This is a genomic window from Streptomyces sp. NPDC050625, from assembly GCF_040654755.1.
In the GTDB taxonomy this organism is placed as follows: domain Bacteria; phylum Actinomycetota; class Actinomycetes; order Streptomycetales; family Streptomycetaceae; genus Streptomyces.
In genome coordinates this window covers 123,636-141,717 of record NZ_JBFAIQ010000005.1, presented here as the reverse complement: position 1 = coordinate 141,717, position 18,082 = coordinate 123,636, and the positions used below count along the sequence as shown (strand labels likewise).

17 protein-coding genes and 1 tRNA gene are annotated in these 18,082 nt (G+C 68.5%); 8 read left to right on the top strand and 10 right to left on the bottom strand.

Annotated elements, in window-relative coordinates; all coding sequences use genetic code 11:
* Positions 1-2: 2 nt before the first annotated feature.
* Together AB0I54_RS13920 and AB0I54_RS13915 are read right to left on the bottom strand one after the other, a co-directional pair.
* Positions 3-1,430 (bottom strand): DUF2252 domain-containing protein, encoded by a 1,428-nt coding sequence (locus tag AB0I54_RS13920; protein ID WP_363296202.1) that lies wholly within the window; start codon positions 1,428-1,430, stop codon positions 3-5.
* A 272-nt stretch (positions 1,431-1,702) separates the two neighbouring features.
* Positions 1,703-1,786, bottom strand: a tRNA-Leu gene (locus AB0I54_RS13915).
* Between the two features lie 363 nt (positions 1,787-2,149).
* Between AB0I54_RS13915 and AB0I54_RS13910 the strand changes: the two genes are divergently transcribed.
* From AB0I54_RS13910 to pknB, 6 genes are all read left to right on the top strand, one after another.
* Positions 2,150-2,998, top strand: a complete 849-nt coding sequence (locus tag AB0I54_RS13910; RefSeq protein WP_363296201.1) for a DUF3662 and FHA domain-containing protein — start codon at positions 2,150-2,152, stop codon at positions 2,996-2,998.
* A gap of 10 nt (positions 2,999-3,008) precedes the next feature.
* Positions 3,009-3,527, top strand: coding sequence for an FHA domain-containing protein (locus tag AB0I54_RS13905; RefSeq protein ID WP_263210673.1), 519 nt, complete (start codon positions 3,009-3,011; stop codon positions 3,525-3,527).
* A gap of 90 nt (positions 3,528-3,617) precedes the next feature.
* Positions 3,618-5,204 carry a Stp1/IreP family PP2C-type Ser/Thr phosphatase gene (locus AB0I54_RS13900; RefSeq protein WP_363296513.1) on the top strand — a complete coding sequence of 529 codons (1,587 nt, stop codon included), beginning with the start codon at positions 3,618-3,620 and terminating at the stop codon, positions 5,202-5,204.
* A 27-nt stretch (positions 5,205-5,231) separates the two neighbouring features.
* Positions 5,232-6,701, top strand: coding sequence for an FtsW/RodA/SpoVE family cell cycle protein (locus AB0I54_RS13895; protein WP_363296200.1), 1,470 nt, complete (start codon positions 5,232-5,234; stop codon positions 6,699-6,701).
* Positions 6,702-6,948: 247 nt separating this feature from the next.
* The gene (locus AB0I54_RS13890; RefSeq protein ID WP_363296199.1) at positions 6,949-8,424 is read left to right on the top strand and encodes a penicillin-binding transpeptidase domain-containing protein; all 1,476 of its coding nucleotides are present in this window, start codon (positions 6,949-6,951) and stop codon (positions 8,422-8,424) included.
* 177 nt (positions 8,425-8,601) lie between these two features.
* Positions 8,602-10,596 (top strand): Stk1 family PASTA domain-containing Ser/Thr kinase, encoded by a 1,995-nt coding sequence (pknB, locus tag AB0I54_RS13885; RefSeq protein WP_363296198.1) that lies wholly within the window; start codon positions 8,602-8,604, stop codon positions 10,594-10,596.
* A gap of 90 nt (positions 10,597-10,686) precedes the next feature.
* Here the strand turns inward: pknB and AB0I54_RS13880 are convergent, their stop codons facing one another.
* The 6 genes from AB0I54_RS13880 to AB0I54_RS13855 are packed head-to-tail and all read right to left on the bottom strand — an operon-like array spanning position 10,687 to position 14,851.
* Positions 10,687-11,433, bottom strand: coding sequence for a class E sortase (locus AB0I54_RS13880; RefSeq protein ID WP_363296197.1), 747 nt, complete (start codon positions 11,431-11,433; stop codon positions 10,687-10,689).
* A gap of 13 nt (positions 11,434-11,446) precedes the next feature.
* Positions 11,447-12,505 (bottom strand): class E sortase, encoded by a 1,059-nt coding sequence (locus AB0I54_RS13875; protein WP_363296196.1) that lies wholly within the window; start codon positions 12,503-12,505, stop codon positions 11,447-11,449.
* Entirely contained in the window at positions 12,502-13,140 is a 639-nt protein-coding gene (locus AB0I54_RS13870; protein WP_363296195.1) for an aminodeoxychorismate/anthranilate synthase component II, read from the bottom strand. Before AB0I54_RS13870 ends, AB0I54_RS13875 begins: the two co-directional genes overlap by 4 nt.
* Entirely contained in the window at positions 13,137-13,334 is a 198-nt protein-coding gene (locus AB0I54_RS13865) for a hypothetical protein (RefSeq protein ID WP_363296194.1), read from the bottom strand. The genes AB0I54_RS13870 and AB0I54_RS13865 overlap by 4 nt, the downstream gene beginning before the upstream one ends.
* 17 nt (positions 13,335-13,351) lie before the next feature.
* The gene (locus AB0I54_RS13860; protein ID WP_363296193.1) at positions 13,352-14,041 is read right to left on the bottom strand and encodes a class E sortase; all 690 of its coding nucleotides are present in this window, start codon (positions 14,039-14,041) and stop codon (positions 13,352-13,354) included.
* Between the two features lie 21 nt (positions 14,042-14,062).
* Entirely contained in the window at positions 14,063-14,851 is a 789-nt protein-coding gene (locus tag AB0I54_RS13855; RefSeq protein ID WP_363296192.1) for a DUF881 domain-containing protein, read from the bottom strand.
* A 140-nt stretch (positions 14,852-14,991) separates the two neighbouring features.
* Here AB0I54_RS13855 and crgA point away from each other — a divergent pair, with 140 nt between their 5' ends.
* Positions 14,992-15,246 (top strand): cell division protein CrgA, encoded by a 255-nt coding sequence (crgA, locus tag AB0I54_RS13850; RefSeq protein ID WP_363296191.1) that lies wholly within the window; start codon positions 14,992-14,994, stop codon positions 15,244-15,246.
* A 259-nt stretch (positions 15,247-15,505) separates the two neighbouring features.
* On the opposite strand, the gene AB0I54_RS13845 is transcribed toward crgA, so the two are convergent.
* Positions 15,506-16,393, bottom strand: a complete 888-nt coding sequence (locus tag AB0I54_RS13845) for a rhomboid family intramembrane serine protease (protein WP_363296190.1) — start codon at positions 16,391-16,393, stop codon at positions 15,506-15,508.
* A 102-nt stretch (positions 16,394-16,495) separates the two neighbouring features.
* Complete coding sequence (locus AB0I54_RS13840; RefSeq protein ID WP_363296512.1) at positions 16,496-17,029, bottom strand: peptidylprolyl isomerase; 534 nt, start codon at positions 17,027-17,029, stop codon at positions 16,496-16,498.
* 333 nt (positions 17,030-17,362) lie between these two features.
* On the opposite strand from AB0I54_RS13840, the gene AB0I54_RS13835 reads away from it, so the two are divergent.
* The gene (locus AB0I54_RS13835) at positions 17,363-18,055 is read left to right on the top strand and encodes a DUF5324 family protein (RefSeq protein ID WP_363296189.1); all 693 of its coding nucleotides are present in this window, start codon (positions 17,363-17,365) and stop codon (positions 18,053-18,055) included.
* Positions 18,056-18,082: the final 27 nt, after the last annotated feature.

The following is an 18,082-nucleotide window of genomic DNA, read 5'->3' as shown; positions in this document are numbered from 1 at the left end:
CGTCACACCCCCATCTCGGCCGCGATCCGCCCCGACCGCACCGCCGTCACCAGGTCCGCGTGGTCCGCCTCCGTGCGGTCGGCATAGGCGATCGAGAACGCGGCCATGGCCTCGTCGAGCTCCTCGTTCTTGCCGCAGTAGCCGGCGATCAGCCGGGGGTCGGCGCTGTGGGCGTGGGCGCGGGCCAGCAGGGCGCCGGTCATCCGGCCGTAGTCGTCCACCTGGTCGGCGGACAGGGCCGCCGGGTCGACGCTGCCCTTGCGGTTGCGGAACTGCCGGACCTGGAAGGGCCGGCCGTCCACCGTCGTCCAGCCCAGCAGGATGTCGCTGACCACCTGCATGCGCTTCTGGCCCAGCACCACCCGGCGGCCCTCGTGGCCGACGGGCGCCGCGTCGAAGCCGGCCGTCGCCAGATGCGGGACCAGCGCCGACGGACGGGCCTCCTTCACCTGGAGGACCAGCGGTTCACCGCGGTGGTCCAGGAGCAGGACGACATACGAGCGGGTGCCCACACTGCCCGTGCCGACCACCCGGAACGCCACGTCGTGCACCGCGTGCCGGGCCAGGAGCGGCAGCCGGTCCTCCGAGAGCGTCTCCACATAGGGCTCCAGGGACGCGGCCACCGCCGCCGCCTCCGCGTCCTCCACGCGCCGCAGCACCGGCGGGGCGTCGACGAAACGGCGGCCCCCGTCCTCGGCGGCCTCGGTCGACTTCGCCGCGAACCGCCCGCTGGTGTTGGCCCGCGCCTTCTCCGAGACCCGCTCCAGCGTCCCGAGCAGATCATGGGCGTCGGTGTACGAGACGAGTTCCTCGTCCGCGATGGCGTTCCACGCGTCCAGCACCGACAGCTTGGCGAGCAGCCGCATGGTGCGCCGGTACGCCCCCACCGCGTCGGCCGCCGCCTTGCGGCACATGTCCTCGTCGGCACCCGCTTCCCGGCCGGCCAGCACCAGCGAGGCGGCGAGCCGCTTGAGGTCCCACTCCCAGGGGCCGTGCACGGTCTCGTCGAAGTCGTTCAGATCGATGACCAGGCCGCCGCGGGCGTCGCCGTACAGGCCGAAGTTGGCCGCGTGCGCGTCGCCGCAGATCTGGGTGCCTATCCGGGTCATGGGGGTGCGCGCGAGGTCGTACGCCATGAGGCCGGCCGAGCCGCGCAGGAAGGCGAAGGGGGTCGCGGCCATCCTGCCCACCCGTATCGGCGTGAGCCCGGGGATGCGGCCCCGGTTGGACTCCTCGACCGCGCTCACCGCGTCGGGCCGCGAGCCGTCCAGGTCCAGGGCGCTGTGCGTGCGGCGCGGAACGCTCGTGCGCAGCGCCTTGCCCTGCTCCTTGGGCGAACCCTGCGACGGCCACTGGGCGAATCCACGCACCCGGGGCAGCCGCCCCGCCCTCCGCGCCGACTCCCCCACTGCCGCTCCGGCCTCGGTCACCGCGACCGCCTCCCCCGCGTCCACACACGTACTCGCCCGAACATCAACTCGTGCAGACCGTACAACCGGTGGCCGAAACGCGTCAGACCCTGTGGACAACTCAGCGCCTGTGGAAATCCCGAACCCCCGGGCGACCCGGCGACGACGAAGGACCGGGCCCCGCGGGCGAGTTGTCCGCCCGCCCCTGCGGACCTGAGAGACTCATCACAGTGTGAAATACGCCGCAAACACGACAAAGGGCCCACCGTGATCACGATGAGCCCTTGCCACTGTGCGCGAGGGGGGAGTTGAACCCCCACGCCCTTGCGGGCACTGGAACCTGAATCCAGCGCGTCTGCCTATTCCGCCACCCGCGCATTGGGTGTGTCTTCCGTCTCCGTCCCTTTCGGGGCGGCCCCTTCCGACATCCAGAACATTAGCACGTCGGACAGGGTGGGTTCACATCCCTTGTTCCGGCCCGGGACGGGCACCCTGGACCAGGTATCAGGCAGTACCGGTTCACGTATCAACCTCGTACCGGTCCCCGTCATCTCCCCAGGAGGCGGACCGGGTCCACAGTCAGGTGCGGGACACTGGTCGTGGCCCGCCTCTACGATCCTTGACAGAGAGAGTTCGAAGGGGGCCCGCTCGGGGAACCGGCTGTTTGCCGGGCGCGTGGATACGATCAGTAAGCAGTACCAGGCAAGGCAGTAGGGAAGCAGCGACGGAGGAGGTGCCCCATGGGAGTCCTGAAGAAGTTCGAGCAGCGTCTCGAAGGTCTGGTCAACGGCACCTTCGCCAAGGTGTTCAAGTCCGAGGTCCAGCCCGTCGAGATCGCCGGAGCGCTCCAGCGGGAGTGCGACAACAACGCGACCATCTGGAACCGCGACCGGACCGTCGTACCCAACGACTTCATCGTGGAGCTGAGCGCGCCGGACCACGAGCGCCTCAGCCCCTACTCCGGCCAGCTCGGGGACGAGCTCGCCGGAATGGTGCGTGACTACGCGAAGCAGCAGCGCTACACCTTCATGGGGCCGATCAAGGTCAACCTGGAGAAGGCGAACGACCTGGACACCGGTCTGTACCGGGTGCGCAGCCGTACGCTCGCCTCCTCCAGCAGCCAGCAGGCCCCGCCGGCCGGCAGGCCCGGCCAGGGCGCCCCTGGCGGCTACGGCTACCCGCCGGCCGCCGCGCCCGCGGGAGCCCCGCCCATGCCGTCCGCGCCGCCGCCCGGCGGCCGGCCCGGCGGCTACGGATACCCGCAGCCCGCCGCCCAGCGGCCCCCGGCCGCCCACGCGAGCGGCGGCCGCACCCGCTACTGGATCGAGATCAACGGCGCCCGCCATCAGATCTCCCGCCCGACGCTGGTGCTGGGCCGCAGCACCGAAGCCGACGTGCGGATCGACGACCCCGGCGTCTCCCGCCGGCACTGTGAGATCCGGACCGGAACGCCCTCGACGATCCAGGATCTCGGGTCCACCAACGGCATCGTGGTGGACGGGCAGCACACCACCCGCGCTACGCTCCGCGACGGCTCGCGGATCGTCGTGGGCAGCACCACCATCATTTACCGGCAAGCCGAAGGGTGAAGCGGGGGCAATGTCAGAGCTGACCCTCACGGTCATGCGGCTGGGTTTCCTGGCCGTACTGTGGCTGTTCGTGATCGTGGCCGTGCAGGTCATCCGCAGCGACCTGTTCGGTACGCGCGTCACCCAGCGCGGGTCGCGCAGGGAGGCGGCACGGCCGCAGCAGGCCGCACGGCAGCAGCAGGCCGCGCCCCCGCAGCAGCGCGGCCAGCAGGCCGGCGGCCGTCAGCGCCGCAACGCCCCCACCAAGCTGGTCGTCTCCGAGGGCACCCTCACGGGCACGACGGTGGCTCTCCAGGGCCAGACCATTACCCTGGGCCGCGCACACGACTCCACGATCGTGCTGGACGACGACTACGCCTCCAGCCGCCATGCCAGGATCTACCCGGACCGCGACGGTCAGTGGATCGTCGAGGACCTCGGCTCCACCAACGGCACATACCTGGACCGGTCCCGGCTGACGACCCCCACACCGATCCCGCTGGGCGCGCCGATCCGCATCGGCAAGACCGTCATCGAGCTGCGGAAGTAGTACGACAATGAGCGAGCGGAGCGAGCACGCAACGGCGGACCGCAAACCGGCCGTCGGCGCGCTCCCGACCGGAGGGTGGGCACCGTGCGGATGTACCCGGAGCCGACGGGCGAGGTGCGCATGAGTCTGTCACTGCGCTTCGCCGCCGGATCGCACAAAGGCATGATCCGGGAGGGCAACGAGGACTCCGGTTACGCCGGTCCCCGCCTGCTCGCCATCGCCGACGGCATGGGCGGCCAGGCCGCCGGTGAGGTCGCCTCCTCCGAGGTGATCTCGACGCTGGTCACGCTCGACGACGACGTGCCCGGCTCCGACATCCTCACCTCCCTCGGCGCCGCCGTGCAGCGCGCCAACGACCAGCTGCGCGCCATGGTCGAGGAGGACCCCCAGCTGGAGGGCATGGGCACCACGCTCACCGCCCTGCTCTGGACCGGGCAGCGGCTCGGCCTCGTCCACGTCGGCGACTCCCGCGCCTATCTGCTCCGTGACGGTGTGCTCACGCAGATCACCCAGGACCACACCTGGGTGCAGCGTCTCGTCGACGAGGGCCGGATCACCGAGGAAGAGGCGACCACGCACCCGCAGCGGTCCCTCCTGATGCGGGCACTGGGCAGCGGCGACCATGTCGAGCCCGACCTGTCGATCCGCGAGGTCCGCGCCGGCGACCGCTATCTGATCTGCTCCGACGGCCTCTCCGGCGTCGTCTCCCATCAGACGATGGAGGAGACCCTCGCCAGCTACCAGGGCCCGCAGGAGACCGTGCAGGAGCTGATCCAGCTCGCGCTGCGCGGCGGCGGCCCGGACAACATCACCGTCATCGTCGCCGACGTCCTCGACCTGGACACCGGAGACACCCTCGCCGGCCAGCTGTCCGACACCCCGGTGGTGGTCGGCGCGGTCGCCGAGAACCAGCACCACCTGCACGACAACGGCATTATGCAGACCCCGGCCGGCCGCGCCTCCCACCTCGGCCGCCAGGGCCACGGCCAGGGCGGCGGCGAGTTCGGCCCGCCCGGCTCCGGCGACACCACCGGCTACGTGCCGGAGGGCAGTTTCGGCGACTACACCGACGACGACTTCATCAAGCCGCGCAAGGGCCGCAGGTGGCTGAAGAGATCCCTCTACGGCGGTCTCGCCCTCGCGGTCATCGGCGGCGGTCTGTACGGCGGCTACCGCTGGACGCAGACGCAGTACTACGTCGGCGCGAAGGGCGAGCACGTCGCGCTGTACCGCGGCATCAACCAGGACCTGGCCTGGGTGTCACTGTCGAAGGTCGAGAAGGACCACCCCGAGATCGAACTCAAGTACCTGCCGCCCTACCAGCAGAAGCAGGTCAAGAACACGATCCCGCGGAGCGACCTCGCCACGGCCCAGTCGAAGGTCCAGGAGCTGTCCGTGCAGGCCTCCGCGTGCAAGAAGGAGGCCGAGCGCACGGCCGCCGAGAGCGAGAAGAACGCCAAGACGGGCCAGGGCGAGGCCGGGGGCACCACGGGAACCACGCGTACCTCCCTCACGTCCAAGGCCTCACCGACACCCAACCCGTCGAACTCGGCACCGTCCTCGACGTCCCCTTCGAAGTCTCCGTCCTCGACCCCGTCCGCGACCGCGACTCCCAGCCCCGGGCCCACGCTCTCGGAGGATGAGCAGAAGGTCGTCTCGCTGTGCGGTAAGCAGTAGGCAAGCCGTGAGAGGCCCCGTCACACGATGAGCAGCACTTCCAACAGTTCGACGCACCACACGTCCACGATCGGCGCCATCGGCGCACCGAGCCGGCGCAACACCGAGCTGGCGCTGCTGGTGTTCGCCGTGGTCATCCCGGTGTTCGCGTACGCCAACGTGGGCCTGGCCATCAACAACGAGGTGCCCACCGGCCTGCTGGGCTACGGGCTCGGCCTCGGCCTGCTGGCCGGCGTCGCCCACCTCGGTGTGCGGAAGTTCGCCCCGTACGCCGACCCGCTGCTGCTGCCGCTCGCCACGCTGCTGAACGGGCTCGGACTGGTCGCCATCTGGCGGCTCGACCAGTCCAAGCTGCTGCGGGCGATCGGTCAGACCGGTCACGCGGCGCCCCGCCAGCTGTTGTACACCGCGCTGGGCATCGCCCTGTTCGTCGTCGTGCTGATCTTCCTGAAGGACCACCGTGTCCTGCAGCGCTACACGTACATCTCCATGTTCGGCGCCCTGATCCTGCTCCTCCTGCCACTGGTACCCGGCCTCGGGGCCGGCCTCTACGGCGCCAAGATCTGGATCAGGGTCCCTGGCCTGGGCACGCTGCAGCCCGGCGAGTTCGCGAAGATCATCCTCGCCGTCTTCTTCGCCGGCTACCTGATGGTGAAGCGCGACGCCCTGGCCCTCGCCAGCCGCCGCTTCATGGGCCTCTACCTGCCGCGCGGCCGCGACCTCGGCCCGATCCTCGTCGTCTGGGCGATGTCGATCCTCATCCTGGTCTTCGAGACCGACCTCGGTACCTCGCTCCTGTTCTTCGGCATGTTCGTCGTCATGCTGTACGTCGCCACCGAGCGGACCAGCTGGATCGTCTTCGGTCTGCTGATGTCCGCGGTCGGCGCCGTCGGCGTGGCGAGCTTCGAGCCCCACATCCAGACGCGTGTCCAGGCCTGGCTCAACCCGATGCGCGAGTACGAGCTCAGCCGCATCGTGACCCACGACGGCATCGCCCACTCCGACCAGCTGCAGCAGGCCCTGTGGGCCTTCGGCTCCGGCGGCACCCTGGGCACCGGCTGGGGCCAGGGCCACTCCGAGCTCATCCGGTTCGCCGCCAACTCCGACTTCATCCTCGCCACCTTCGGCGAGGAGCTGGGCCTGGCCGGCATCATGGCGATCCTGCTGGTCTACGGCCTGATCGTGGAACGCGGTGTACGCACCGCCCTCGCCGCCCGCGACCCGTTCGGCAAGCTGCTCGCCGTCGGCCTGTCCGGCGCCTTCGCCCTTCAGGTGTTCGTGGTGGCCGGTGGTGTGATGGGCCTCATCCCGCTCACCGGTATGACCATGCCGTTCCTGGCCTCCGGCGGTTCGTCCGTGCTGGCCAACTGGGCGCTGATCGGCATCCTGATCCGCATCAGCGACACGGCCCGCCGCCCGGCGCCCACCCCCGTCGCCAACCCCGACGCCGAGATGACCCAGATCGTGCGCCCCGGAAGCGCCGGTCCCACCGGGTGATCGTGATCACCTCGCACCTCTGACGGACGGCTTCCGGTCCCGGCACCCGCCGGTCCGGAAGCCGTCCGCTCTTACTGGAACCCTCCGCCCCTCCAGTACGTCTATTGATCAGTCGTTGTCGACTGCCCCGCCTGGAGGCACAGTCACTGCCTCTAGACTGTGGGCGGCCAAGGATGAGCGCCAGCACCAGCGACACCGAGAGACTGAAGCAAACAGGCGCACCTGTTAGCTTGTGGAAAGGCCGGACGTGAACAAGCCACTGCGCCGAATCGCGATCTTCTGCGGACTCCTGGTCCTGGCGCTGCTGATCCGTGACAACTGGCTTCAGTACGTCCAGGCCGACAAACTGCGCACCGACCCGAAGAACCGCCGTGTGGCCATCGAGCGGTACGCGTACCCGCGCGGCGACATCATCGTCGACGGCAACCCGATAACCGGCTCGGTCGAGACCAAGAGCGGCGACTACAAGTACAAGCGCACCTACAAGAACGGGGCCATGTGGTCCCCGGTCACCGGCTACTCCTCGCAGGCCTTCGACGGCAGCTTCCTGGAGAAGATCGAGGACGGCATCCTCACCGGCAACGACGACCGGCTCTTCTTCCGCAAGACCCTCGACATGATCACGGGCAAGCCGCAGCAGGGCGGCAATGTCGTGACCACGCTGAACGGGGCCGCGCAGAAGGCGGCGTTCAGCGGCCTGGCGAAGCAGGGCGGCAAGGGCGCGGTGGTCGCCCTCGAGCCGTCCACCGGCAAGATCCTGGCGCTGGCGTCGTACCCGTCGTACGACCCCTCGACCTTCGCGGGTGACCGGAACAGCGACGCCGATGCCTGGAAGAAGCTCCAGAAGAAGTACAACCCCGCCGACCCGATGCTGAACCGGGCGCTGCGCGAGACCTACCCGCCGGGCTCCACCTTCAAGGTGGTCACGGCGGCGGCCGCGCTGGAGAACAACCTGTACCCGGACGCCGACACGAACACCAAGTCGCCGCTGCCGTGGACCATGCCGGGCACCACCACCGAGCTGAAGAACGAGGGCAGCATCCCCTGCAAGAACGCGACCATGCGCGTCGCGCTGCAGTACTCCTGCAACACCGTCTTCGGCAAGATCGGCTCCGACCTCGGCAACGACAAGATGCTGGCGGAGGCGAAGAAGTTCGGCTTCGACGAGGAGCAGTTCGTCCCGACCCGCTCCAGCGCCTCCGTGTTCTCCGACAACATGAACCAGTCGCAGACCGCGCTGTCCTCGATCGGCCAGTACAACACCGCCGCGACCCCGCTGCAGATGGCCATGGTCGCCTCGGCCGTCGCCAACGGCGGCAAGCTCATGAAGCCGTACATGGTCGACAAGCTCCAGTCCTCGAACCTGGACACCGTGGCCACCACCGAGCCGCAGCAGCTCAGCGAGCCGCTGTCGGCGAAGAACGCGCAGATCCTGCAGCAGATGATGGAGACGGTCGTCAAGGACGGCACCGGCAAGAACGCGCAGATCGGCGGCGTCACCGTGGGTGGCAAGACCGGTACCGCCCAGCACGGTGTGGAGAACAGCGAGAACCCCTACGCCTGGTTCATCTCGTACGCCAAGCTCAGCGACGGCAGCTCGCCGGTCGCCGTGGCCGTCGTGATCGAGGACGACAACGCCAACCGCGACGACATCTCCGGCGGCGGCCTCGCGGCACCGATCGCCAAGAGCGTGATGGAGGCGGTCATCGCGTCCAAGAAGTGAGTGACCCCGCTCACGTCCCCTTCACATCGGTGCACGTTGCGATACCGGTCCTGTATCGGGTGACGGGCTTGGCCAGGTCACACAGCGCCAGCCGGGTACGGTAGGCCCGGACGGCAGCCTCCGGCCGCGCACGGACGTGCGCGGCCGAGACCCGACGGAGAGGGCTGGTAGGTAGCTATGGAAGAGCCGCGTCGCCTCGGCGGCCGGTACGAGCTGGGCCAGGTGCTCGGCCGCGGTGGCATGGCGGAGGTCTACCTCGCACATGACACCCGCCTCGGCCGCACCGTGGCGGTGAAGACGCTGCGCGCGGACCTCGCGCGTGATCCGTCCTTCCAGGCCCGCTTCCGCCGGGAGGCCCAGTCGGCCGCCTCGCTCAACCATCCCGCGATCGTGGCGGTCTACGACACGGGCGAGGACTACATCGACGGGGTCTCGATCCCGTACATCGTGATGGAGTACGTCGACGGGTCCACGCTTCGTGAGCTGCTGCACAGCGGTCGCAAGCTCCTGCCCGAGCGTGCGATGGAAATGACCATCGGCATCCTCCAGGGCCTGGAGTACGCCCACCGCAGCGGCATCGTGCACCGTGACATCAAGCCGGCGAACGTCATGCTGACGCGCAACGGCCAGGTCAAGGTCATGGACTTCGGCATCGCCCGCGCCATGGGCGACTCCGGCATGACGATGACGCAGACGGCGGCCGTCATCGGCACCGCCCAGTACCTCTCCCCGGAGCAAGCGAAGGGCGAGCAGGTCGACGCGCGCTCGGACCTCTACTCGACGGGCTGCCTGCTCTACGAGCTGCTGACGGTACGGCCGCCGTTCGTCGGGGACTCCCCGGTCGCGGTCGCCTACCAGCACGTCCGCGAGGAACCGCAGGCCCCGAGCGTCTTCGACCCCGAGATCACGCCCGAGATGGACGCCATCGTCCTGAAGGCGCTGGTCAAGGACCCGAACTACCGCTACCAGTCCGCCGACGAGATGCGCGCCGACATCGAGGCCTGCCTCGACGGCCAGCCGGTGGCGGCCACGGCGGCCATGGGCTCGGTCGGCTACGGCGGCTACCCCGACGACCAGCCGACGACGGCCCTGCGCGCGGACGCCGGCGCCACGACGATGCTGCCGCCGATGAACCCGGACGACGGCGGCTACGGCTACGACGACCGCCCCGACCGGCGCCGCCAGCCGAAGAAGAACAACACCTCCACGATTCTCCTCGTCGTGGCGGGCATCCTGGTGCTGGTCGGCGCGATCCTGATCGGGAAGTACGCGTTCAGCGGGAGCGGGGCGGACAACAGCAAGGTCAGCACGCCGAGCTTCATCGACCACACCGTGCCCGACTCCAAGACCATGGCCAACAACATCGGCCTGAAGCTGTCGTTCACCAAGAAGCCCTGCGACGACCAGACCAAGGGCAAGGTCTGCTCCCAGGACCCGCTTCCCAACACGAAGGTCAAGAAGGGCTCCACCGTCAATCTGGTGGTCTCGACGGGCGCGCCGAAGGTCACCATGCCCAGCGTGATCGGGCTCAGCATCGACGAGGCCAAGTCGAAGCTGGAGGGCGACGACTACCAGTTCAAGGTCGAGACCGAGACCCGGGAGTCCACGGAAGACCCGGGCACCGTCCTTGAGCAGAACCCGGTGGACGGCAAGCAGATCCAGAAGGGCTCCACGATCACCCTCACGATCGCCAAGGCCGCGCAGAAGTCGACCGTCCCGGACGTCACCGGCCAGACCTGTGACGCCGCGAAGGCCCAGATGACGGCCAACAACCTGACCGGCAACTGTGTCGAGGTGGACACCAGCGACCCGAACCAGGTCGGCAAGGTCATCTCGACCAACCCGCAGGCCGGTCAGCAGGTCGACAAGAACTCCACGGTGCAGATCCAGGTCGGCAAGGCCCAGCAGCAGTCGCAGGTGCCGAACGTCGTGGGTCAGACCGTGAAGAACGCCAAGAAGATCCTGCAGCAGAACGGCTTCAAGAACATCCAGTTCGCCGACGGCAGCTCGCAGGACGACAACGCGTTCGTCAGCCAGCAGGACCCGGGCGCGGGCAGCGCGGCCGATCCGAACAGCACCACGATCACCCTGACGACCGTGGGCTTCGGCAACGGCGGCAACAACGGCGGCAACGACGGCGGTGGCACCCTCTTCGGCGGCACCATCGGCTGACCGGGCTGCCGCCACGACAGACAGAGCCCCGGCACTCCTCACACGGGAGTGCCGGGGCTCTGCTGTGTCACATCACCGCGCCCGCATCGGTCAGCGCAGCTCTTCCGGCGGTGTCCGCTTGCTGTCCACCTTGTCCACGCGGACCAGTTCGCCCCACACCACATAGCGGTACCGGCTCGTGTAGACCGGTGTGCACGTCGTCAGGGTGATGTAGTGGCCCGGCTTCTTCCTGCCGGATTCCTTCGGGACCGGGGCGAGGACCTTGACGTTGAACTTCGAGGTCTCGTCGAGCACGGCGTAGACCTTGTAGACGTACCACTTGTCCTTGGTCTCGAAGACGATCGGGTCGCCCTTCTCCACCTTGTCGATGTTGTGGAACTTGGCGCCGTGGCCGTCGCGGTGGGCGGCGAGGGTGAAGTTGCCCTTCTTGCCGGACATGGGGAGGGTCGCCTTCACCGGGTCCGTGTAGTAGCCGGCCACACCGTCGTTCAGGACCTTCGTCGACGTGCCCTTCTCGACCAGGACCTCGCCGTTGTGCATCGACGGCACGTGCAGGAAGCCGATGCCGTCCTTGGTGTCCAGCGCGCCGGGGCCGGTGTCGTGGGCCCAGCTGTCGCGGACCTTGTCACCGCGCTGGTCCGCCTGCCGGTCGGCGACGACGTTCGTCCACCACAGGGAGTAGACGACGAACAGGCCGAGCACCAGGCCCGACGTGATGAGGAGTTCACCGAAGACGCTGACCGCCGTGGCGATACGGCCGGTGCCCCGGCGCCGCCGTACCGGCGCCGCCTCCGGCGTGTCCGTCTGCTCTTCGGTGTCGTCGGCGGTCGCTGCCACTGTTCATCTGCCCTTACTCGACGAGCGCATCCGGCTTGCCCTTGCTGCGCGGCCGTTCCTCGACCATCTTGCCCCAGACGATCAGCCGGTACTTGCTGGTGAACTCCGGCGTACACGTGGTGAGGGTGATGTAGCGGCCCGGCCGGGTGAAGCCGGACCCCCTGGGGATCGGGTCCAGCACGCTCGTGTTGTTGGGCGCCGTCACCGGCAGCATCGACGTCATCTTGTAGACGTAGTACGTGTCCTGGGTCTCGACCACGACGTCGTCGCCCGGCTGGAGCCGGTTGATGTACCGGAACGGCTCGCCGTGCGTGTTGCGGTGTGCCGCCAGACCGAAGTTGCCGGTCTTCGCGCTCGGCATCGCGGTCTTCAGCGGGCTCTCGCCGTAGTGCCCCACCATGCCCTTGTCGAGCACCCTCTTGTTGCTGACGCCCTCCGCTATCGGCGCCACCACGTCCAGCTTGGGAATGTGCAGGATGGCGAAACCCTGCCCCGGCTCGAACGTGCCCGGTTCCCGCTTTCCGCTCGCCCATTCGTTCTGCAGGCTGCTCGTCTCCTGGCCCGCCTGTGCATGGGCCCGGACGTTCGTCCACCACAGCTGGTAGGTGACGAACAGCAGCATCAGCACGCCGGTGGTGATGAACACCTCGCCTATCGCGCGGCTCGCGACGACGGCAGCGCCCGGTTTGCGCGCCCGCGCCTGGCGCCGGGCCTCCACTCGGGAGAGCGGCGCCCCGGCCCCGTTCTCCTCTCTCCGCGGCTCCGGCGCCCTCGCCGCACCGCCATGACGCCCGCCACGCCGCTTGGCGGCCTTTCTGCGGGCCGCCCGGCCGCCCACCGGGGTTCCGGTGGGTGAGGAGGCGGATGAGGCGCCAGAGGCGTATGTGGCGTTGCTCCCGGTCCCCGGCGGCGAGTCCGGCAGACGGAGGGCCACCGTCTCCTCGTCGACCGGGGGCAGATACGGCTCTCCGTAGCCCCCCTGCCCGTACTGGTCCCCGAGCGCACCGGAAGCCCCGTACGACTGATCCCCGTACGAGGCATCGGTCTCGCGCTCCGGGCGCAGCGCGGTCACGCCGTGGCCCTGCCCACCACCGGGGCGAGCCCCGCCGACCTCGCCACCGCGCCCTGGTCCCCGCACTCCACCAGCCAGTTCGCCAGCATCCGGTGCCCGTGCTCGGTCAGCACCGACTCGGGGTGGAACTGCACACCCTCGACCGGGAGTTCACGGTGTCGCAGGCCCATGATGATCCCGTCGTGGGTACGGGCCGTGACTTCCAGCTCCGCGGGAACCGTGGCCGGCTCGGCGGCCAGCGAGTGGTAGCGGGTCGCCGTGAAGGGCGAGGGCAGTCCGGCGAAGACGCCCTTGCCCTCGTGCTCGACCGGGGAGGTCTTCCCGTGCAGCAGCTCCGGCGCGCGGTCCACCACACCGCCGTACGCCACCTGCATCGACTGCATGCCGAGGCAGACGCCGAAGACGGGCACCCCGGTGGCCGCGCAGTGGCGGACCATGTCCACGCAGACGCCGGCGTGCTCCGGGGTGCCGGGGCCCGGTGACAGCAGCACGCCGTCGAAGCCGTCCTGGGCGTGCGCCGTCGACACCTCGTCGTTGCGCAGCACCTCGCACTCGGCGCCCAGCTGGTACAGGTACTGGACCAGGTTGAAGACGAAGCTGTCGTAGTTGTCGACGACGAGAATCCGCGCACTCACTGGTTGTCCACCGTCACATCGTTGAAGGGCAGCAGCGGTTCGGCCCACGGGAAGACGTACTGGAACAGGACATAGACCACGGCCAGGACCAGCACGAGTGAGATCAGCGCCCTCACCCACGCATTGCCCGGCAGATGCCGCCAGATCCAGCCGTACATGCCGTCCCTTCCGTCGCGCCACGGCACCTGACTCACGCCGTACAGCCACCAGACTAACGGCGCAGAGCCTTCGGTTTGCCTGCCTCCACAGGCTGTGTGGAGTCCAGGTGCGCCCAGACGATCAGCCTGTGACTGTGCCCCCATTCCGGATCGCACGTGGTCAGTGTGAGATAGCGGCCTGGACGCGTATACCCCGACTTACGTGGCACAGGGTCGATCACTTCAACGTCCGTCGGAACTGTTTTGTAAGGGCCTTTGTCGATCCGATACGTGAACCAGGTCGTCCCGTTCGTCAGTACGACCGCGTCCCCCGGGCGCAGCTCGGGAAAGTCCTTGAACGGATCACCGTAGGTACGCCGGTGACCGGCGACCGCGAAGTTGCCCTCCTGGCCCAGCCGGGCGGTGCGGGCGTAGTGGGCGAGGCCCTTCTTCAGCACGTCCGTGCCGGTGCCCTCCAGCACGGGTTTGTTCCACGTGAAACCGAGCCGCGGGATGTACATGATCGCGAAGGGCTTGCCGTAGTGGTACGCCGCGGGCCTGGCCGGGCTCGAAGAGGCTCCGGGGCCTACCGCCGGGTGCTCGGCCGCCCCTTTCGACCACTCCCGCTGTAACTGGTCGATCTGGTCGTTCATGACGCTGTCGGCCTTCACCCCGGTCCAGAACAGCACATAGACGACGAACAGCACGATCAGCGCGCCGACGGTGATGCAGAGCTCGCTGACGGACCTGACGATCACGCGCACCGGCGGCTCCTGGACGGACGGCTACTGCACGGGCTTCGCGTAGTGCAGATCCACTGTGCCCGAGTAGCCGGGAAGAGTCACCGTCCCGTCCTCGGTGACTTTCCAGCCGAGGCCGTAGACGTTGACGTACACCATGTAGTTCTGGATCGCCGGGCTCGCCGCGAGCGCCTTCTGCAGCTTGTCCGGGTCCCCGACCGCGGTGATCTTGTACGGCGGTGAGTAGACGCGGCCCTGGAGGATCAGCGTGTTGCCCACGCAGCGCACCGCGCTGGTGGAGATCAGCCGCTGGTCCATGACCTTGATCCCCTGGGCACCGCCCTTCCAGAGGGCGTTGACCACCGCCTGGAGGTCCTGCTGGTGGATGACCAGGTAGTCGGGCTGTGGCTCGGGGTAGCCGGGGAGCTTGGCGGTGGCGTTCGGCGGGGCGTCGTTGAGGGTGACCGTGATCGCCTTGCCGGTCAGCTTCTGGGTGCCCGCGTTCTTCTCCAGCGCCGCGAGCCTGCGGTCCTCGGCCTCCGTGGAGCCGTCGTCGCCCTGGGCCAGCGACTCCACGCTGTCGCGCAGGGTCGCGTTGGACTCGTCCAGCCCCTTGTTCTTGTGGCTGCGCTCCTGGATCAGGTCGGAGAGCTTCAGCATGGAGGCGTCCGTACGGATGTCGGTGCCCTTGGCCGTGTTGAAACTGGTGAAGAAAATGAGCCCGGCGAGGGCGAAGACGGCCGCGGTGAGGATCCGCACCGGCCGGACACGGGATGCGGAAGCAGGGCCGGAACCCGTTGATCCCGTCCCGGGGGAGTCGGCAGAATTGCTCAACGTACCCTTATCTCCTTCGGCGCCGCGGAAGCACTACGCTAACTGACGCCCGGGGGAGCGCTAAGTGTCCCCTTGTACGCTGCCCCGGACCGACCCAGTTCCCTGCGCGGCCACGCAGCGCATCGACAGGAGAGACCCTCGTGCCGAAGTCACGTATCCGCAAGAAGGCCGATTACACGCCGCCGCCCGCGAAGCAGGCGACGGCCCTCAAGCTGAACAACCGCGCCTGGGTCGCACCGGTCATGCTGGCGATGTTCCTCATCGGCCTGGCCTGGATCGTCGTGTTCTATGTGACCGACGGTTCGCTGCCGATCGACAAGCTCGACAACTGGAACATCGTGGTCGGCTTCGGCTTCATCGCGGCGGGATTCGGCGTCTCCACGCAGTGGAAGTAGCGGCCACCTCCGGGTGAACACAGCTCTGCCCAGGGCTATCCGCTGAGTTATCCACAGCTGTTTTCCACAGTGGGGAAAAAGAACGACGATCTGTGGATAACTCATCGAGTGTTGACACCGGTGTGACTGGCCTACCGGCGACCGCAAGCTTGTTCGCCCCCTGTCCGACCTGGGAAAACACACCTGAGCGGCAGGGGGCACAGCTGTTCCCGCACAGCGTGCACAAGATCCGACACACGCTGTGGACAACGGTTCGGTATCAGGTGAGCTGTGCGGTCCTGAGCAGCGTCAGGACCACGACCGCGACCAGGAACAGCGCACAGGTGCCGTACTGGATCAGGTTCCGGTGCCGGCGCGGGGCATGGACCATGGCGTAGCCGCACACGAGGCCCGCGACAAGACCGCCGATATGGGCCTGCCAGGCGATGCCGCTCCAGCTGAAGGTGAAGATGAGGTTGATCACCAGCAGGGCGATGACCGGGCGCATGTCGTAGTTGAGCCGCCGCATCAGGACGGCGGTCGCGCCGAAGAGGCCGAAGATCGCTCCGGAGGCGCCCAGCGAGGGCTGGTTGGGTGCGGCCAGCAGATAGCTGAGGGCGCTGCCGGCCAGTCCCGAGACGAAGTACAGCGCGAGGTACCGTGCCCGGCCGAGGGCCGCCTCCAGGGGGCCGCCGATCCACCACAGGCTGAGCATGTTGAACAGGATGTGGATGAAGCTGGCGTGCAGGAACATCGCGGTCAGCAGCCGGTACACCTGGCCGTGCGCAATGCCCTGGACCGAGCCGAGAAGCGGGACGTAGGCCTGGCCGATCAGGTCGAACCGGTCGGTGAAGCGGTCGCCCACGGCGAGCTGGACCAGGAAGAAGGCCAGATTGAGGCCGATCAGCACCTTGGTGACCAGCCGGGGGTCGGCACTGACCGTGCCTCCCGCGACCGTCCGGGGCCGGGACGCGGCCGGGGAGTGCCCCGTGCCCGAGCCGGTGCGGACGCATTCGGGGCACTGGAAGCCCACGGATGCGCTGACCATGCACTCGGGGCAGATCGGACGCTCGCACCGGGTGCAGTGGACGCCGGTCTCGCGGTCCGGGTGCCGATAGCACACCGGCACGCGCTGGGCGTCCTGCGCGCTGTCTGCAGCCTGGTCCATGAGATCCCCTCGGTCGTGGTGGGCAATGACACCGCCCCGCTCATCCTTACGGACGAGCGGGGCGTTTGGTTCCCTCCAGGAGAAATGGGCGAGCCGCTCGGCTCAGCCCTGGCGCTTCTCGATGACGACCGACTCGATGACGACGTCGTTGACCGGCCGGTCGTTGGGGCGCGTGGTGGGCACGTTGGCGATGGCGTCGACGACCTTCTGGCCGGCCGGGTCGACGACCTCGCCGAAGATGGTGTGCTTGCGGTTCAGCCATGTGGTCGGGCCGACGGTGATGAAGAACTGCGAGCCGTTGGTGGCCGGGCCGGCATTGGCCATGGCGAGCAGATAGGGCTTGTTGAAGGAGAGGTCGGGGTGGAACTCGTCCTCGAACTCATAGCCGGGACCGCCGATGCCGGTGCCGAGCGGGTCACCGCCCTGGATCATGAAGCCGCTGATCACCCGGTGGAAGATCGTGCCGTCGTAGAGCCGGTCCGTGCTCTTCACGCCGGTCTCGGGGTGGGTCCACTCGCGCTCACCCTGGGCGAGTTCGACGAAGTTCCTGACCGTCTTCGGCGCGTGGTTCGGGAACAGCCGGATCTCGATGTCGCCGTGGTTGGTCTTCAGGGTGGCGTAGAGCTGCTCGGCCACGATCTGCCTTCCGTTGTCTTCCTGTGATCCCACGATCCTTGCACGGCCGGGCCATGGCGTCGCCCGGCCGAGGTCGATGCGCGCTCATCCGCGCGAATCGCTTGCGGAAAACAGGTCGAGTCCTCACTGGGCGGGAGCGCACGGGGACGATCCGTGGCATTGTCGACGACAAGCTCCTGTTGTCCAGAATTCGTCATTCATTCTCGCTTGCGCTTGATCGAGTGCATCAGCACCCGTATGCCCTCCCTCGCGTGCCGCGCAGATGCTTGACAGGCATGATCCGTAAAAGTGTGGAAAGTCGAAATACCGTACGCCACCGAGGAGGAGGAAGCCGTGACCCGCATTGACAGCGTGCGCGCCGCGACCGGCTCGGCGAAGGACAGCGTGCTGCACGCCGCGGAAGTGGTGGCGCCCTACGCCGACACGGCCAAGGAGCGTGCCTCGTACTACGCGCAGGAGGCGCGCGTACGGCTTGCGCCCGTGGTGTCCCAGGCCGCCGAGCAGGCCCGCGTCCAGTACGACGCCCATCTCGCACCGCGCCTGGAACAGGCGCTTACCCATGTACCGCCGAAGGTCGACCAGGCCGCGCACGACGCGGCCGTCCTCACCCGCAAGGCTGCCCGGCAGGCCGCCGACTATTCGCGGCCGAGGATCGAGCAGGCCGTCGCGGCGGCGGGGCCGATGCGTGACGAGGCCACCGCGCGGGGTGTAGCCGCGCTGGCCGCGCTGCGCGGTCAGGTCTCACCGGAGGAGATCCAGAAGCTGGTCCGCAGGCACGAGCGGCGGGAGAAGGCCGGCCGTGTCGCCAAGGTGCTGGTCGTGCTGGGTGCCGTGGCGGCCAGTGCCTTCGTCGCCTGGAAGTGGTGGGACAAGCAGACCAACCCCGACTGGCTGGTGGAACCGCCCGCCGCCACGGAGGTGCCCGAGTCCGGCCGTCTGTCGTCAGTGGACGGCAGTCTCGACCCCGAGGTGCAGGCCAAGGAGGCCGAGGAGCAGGCGGCGAAGGACGACAAGCACCGCCACTGACCGCCGCCGACATCCGTCGTCGCGAAC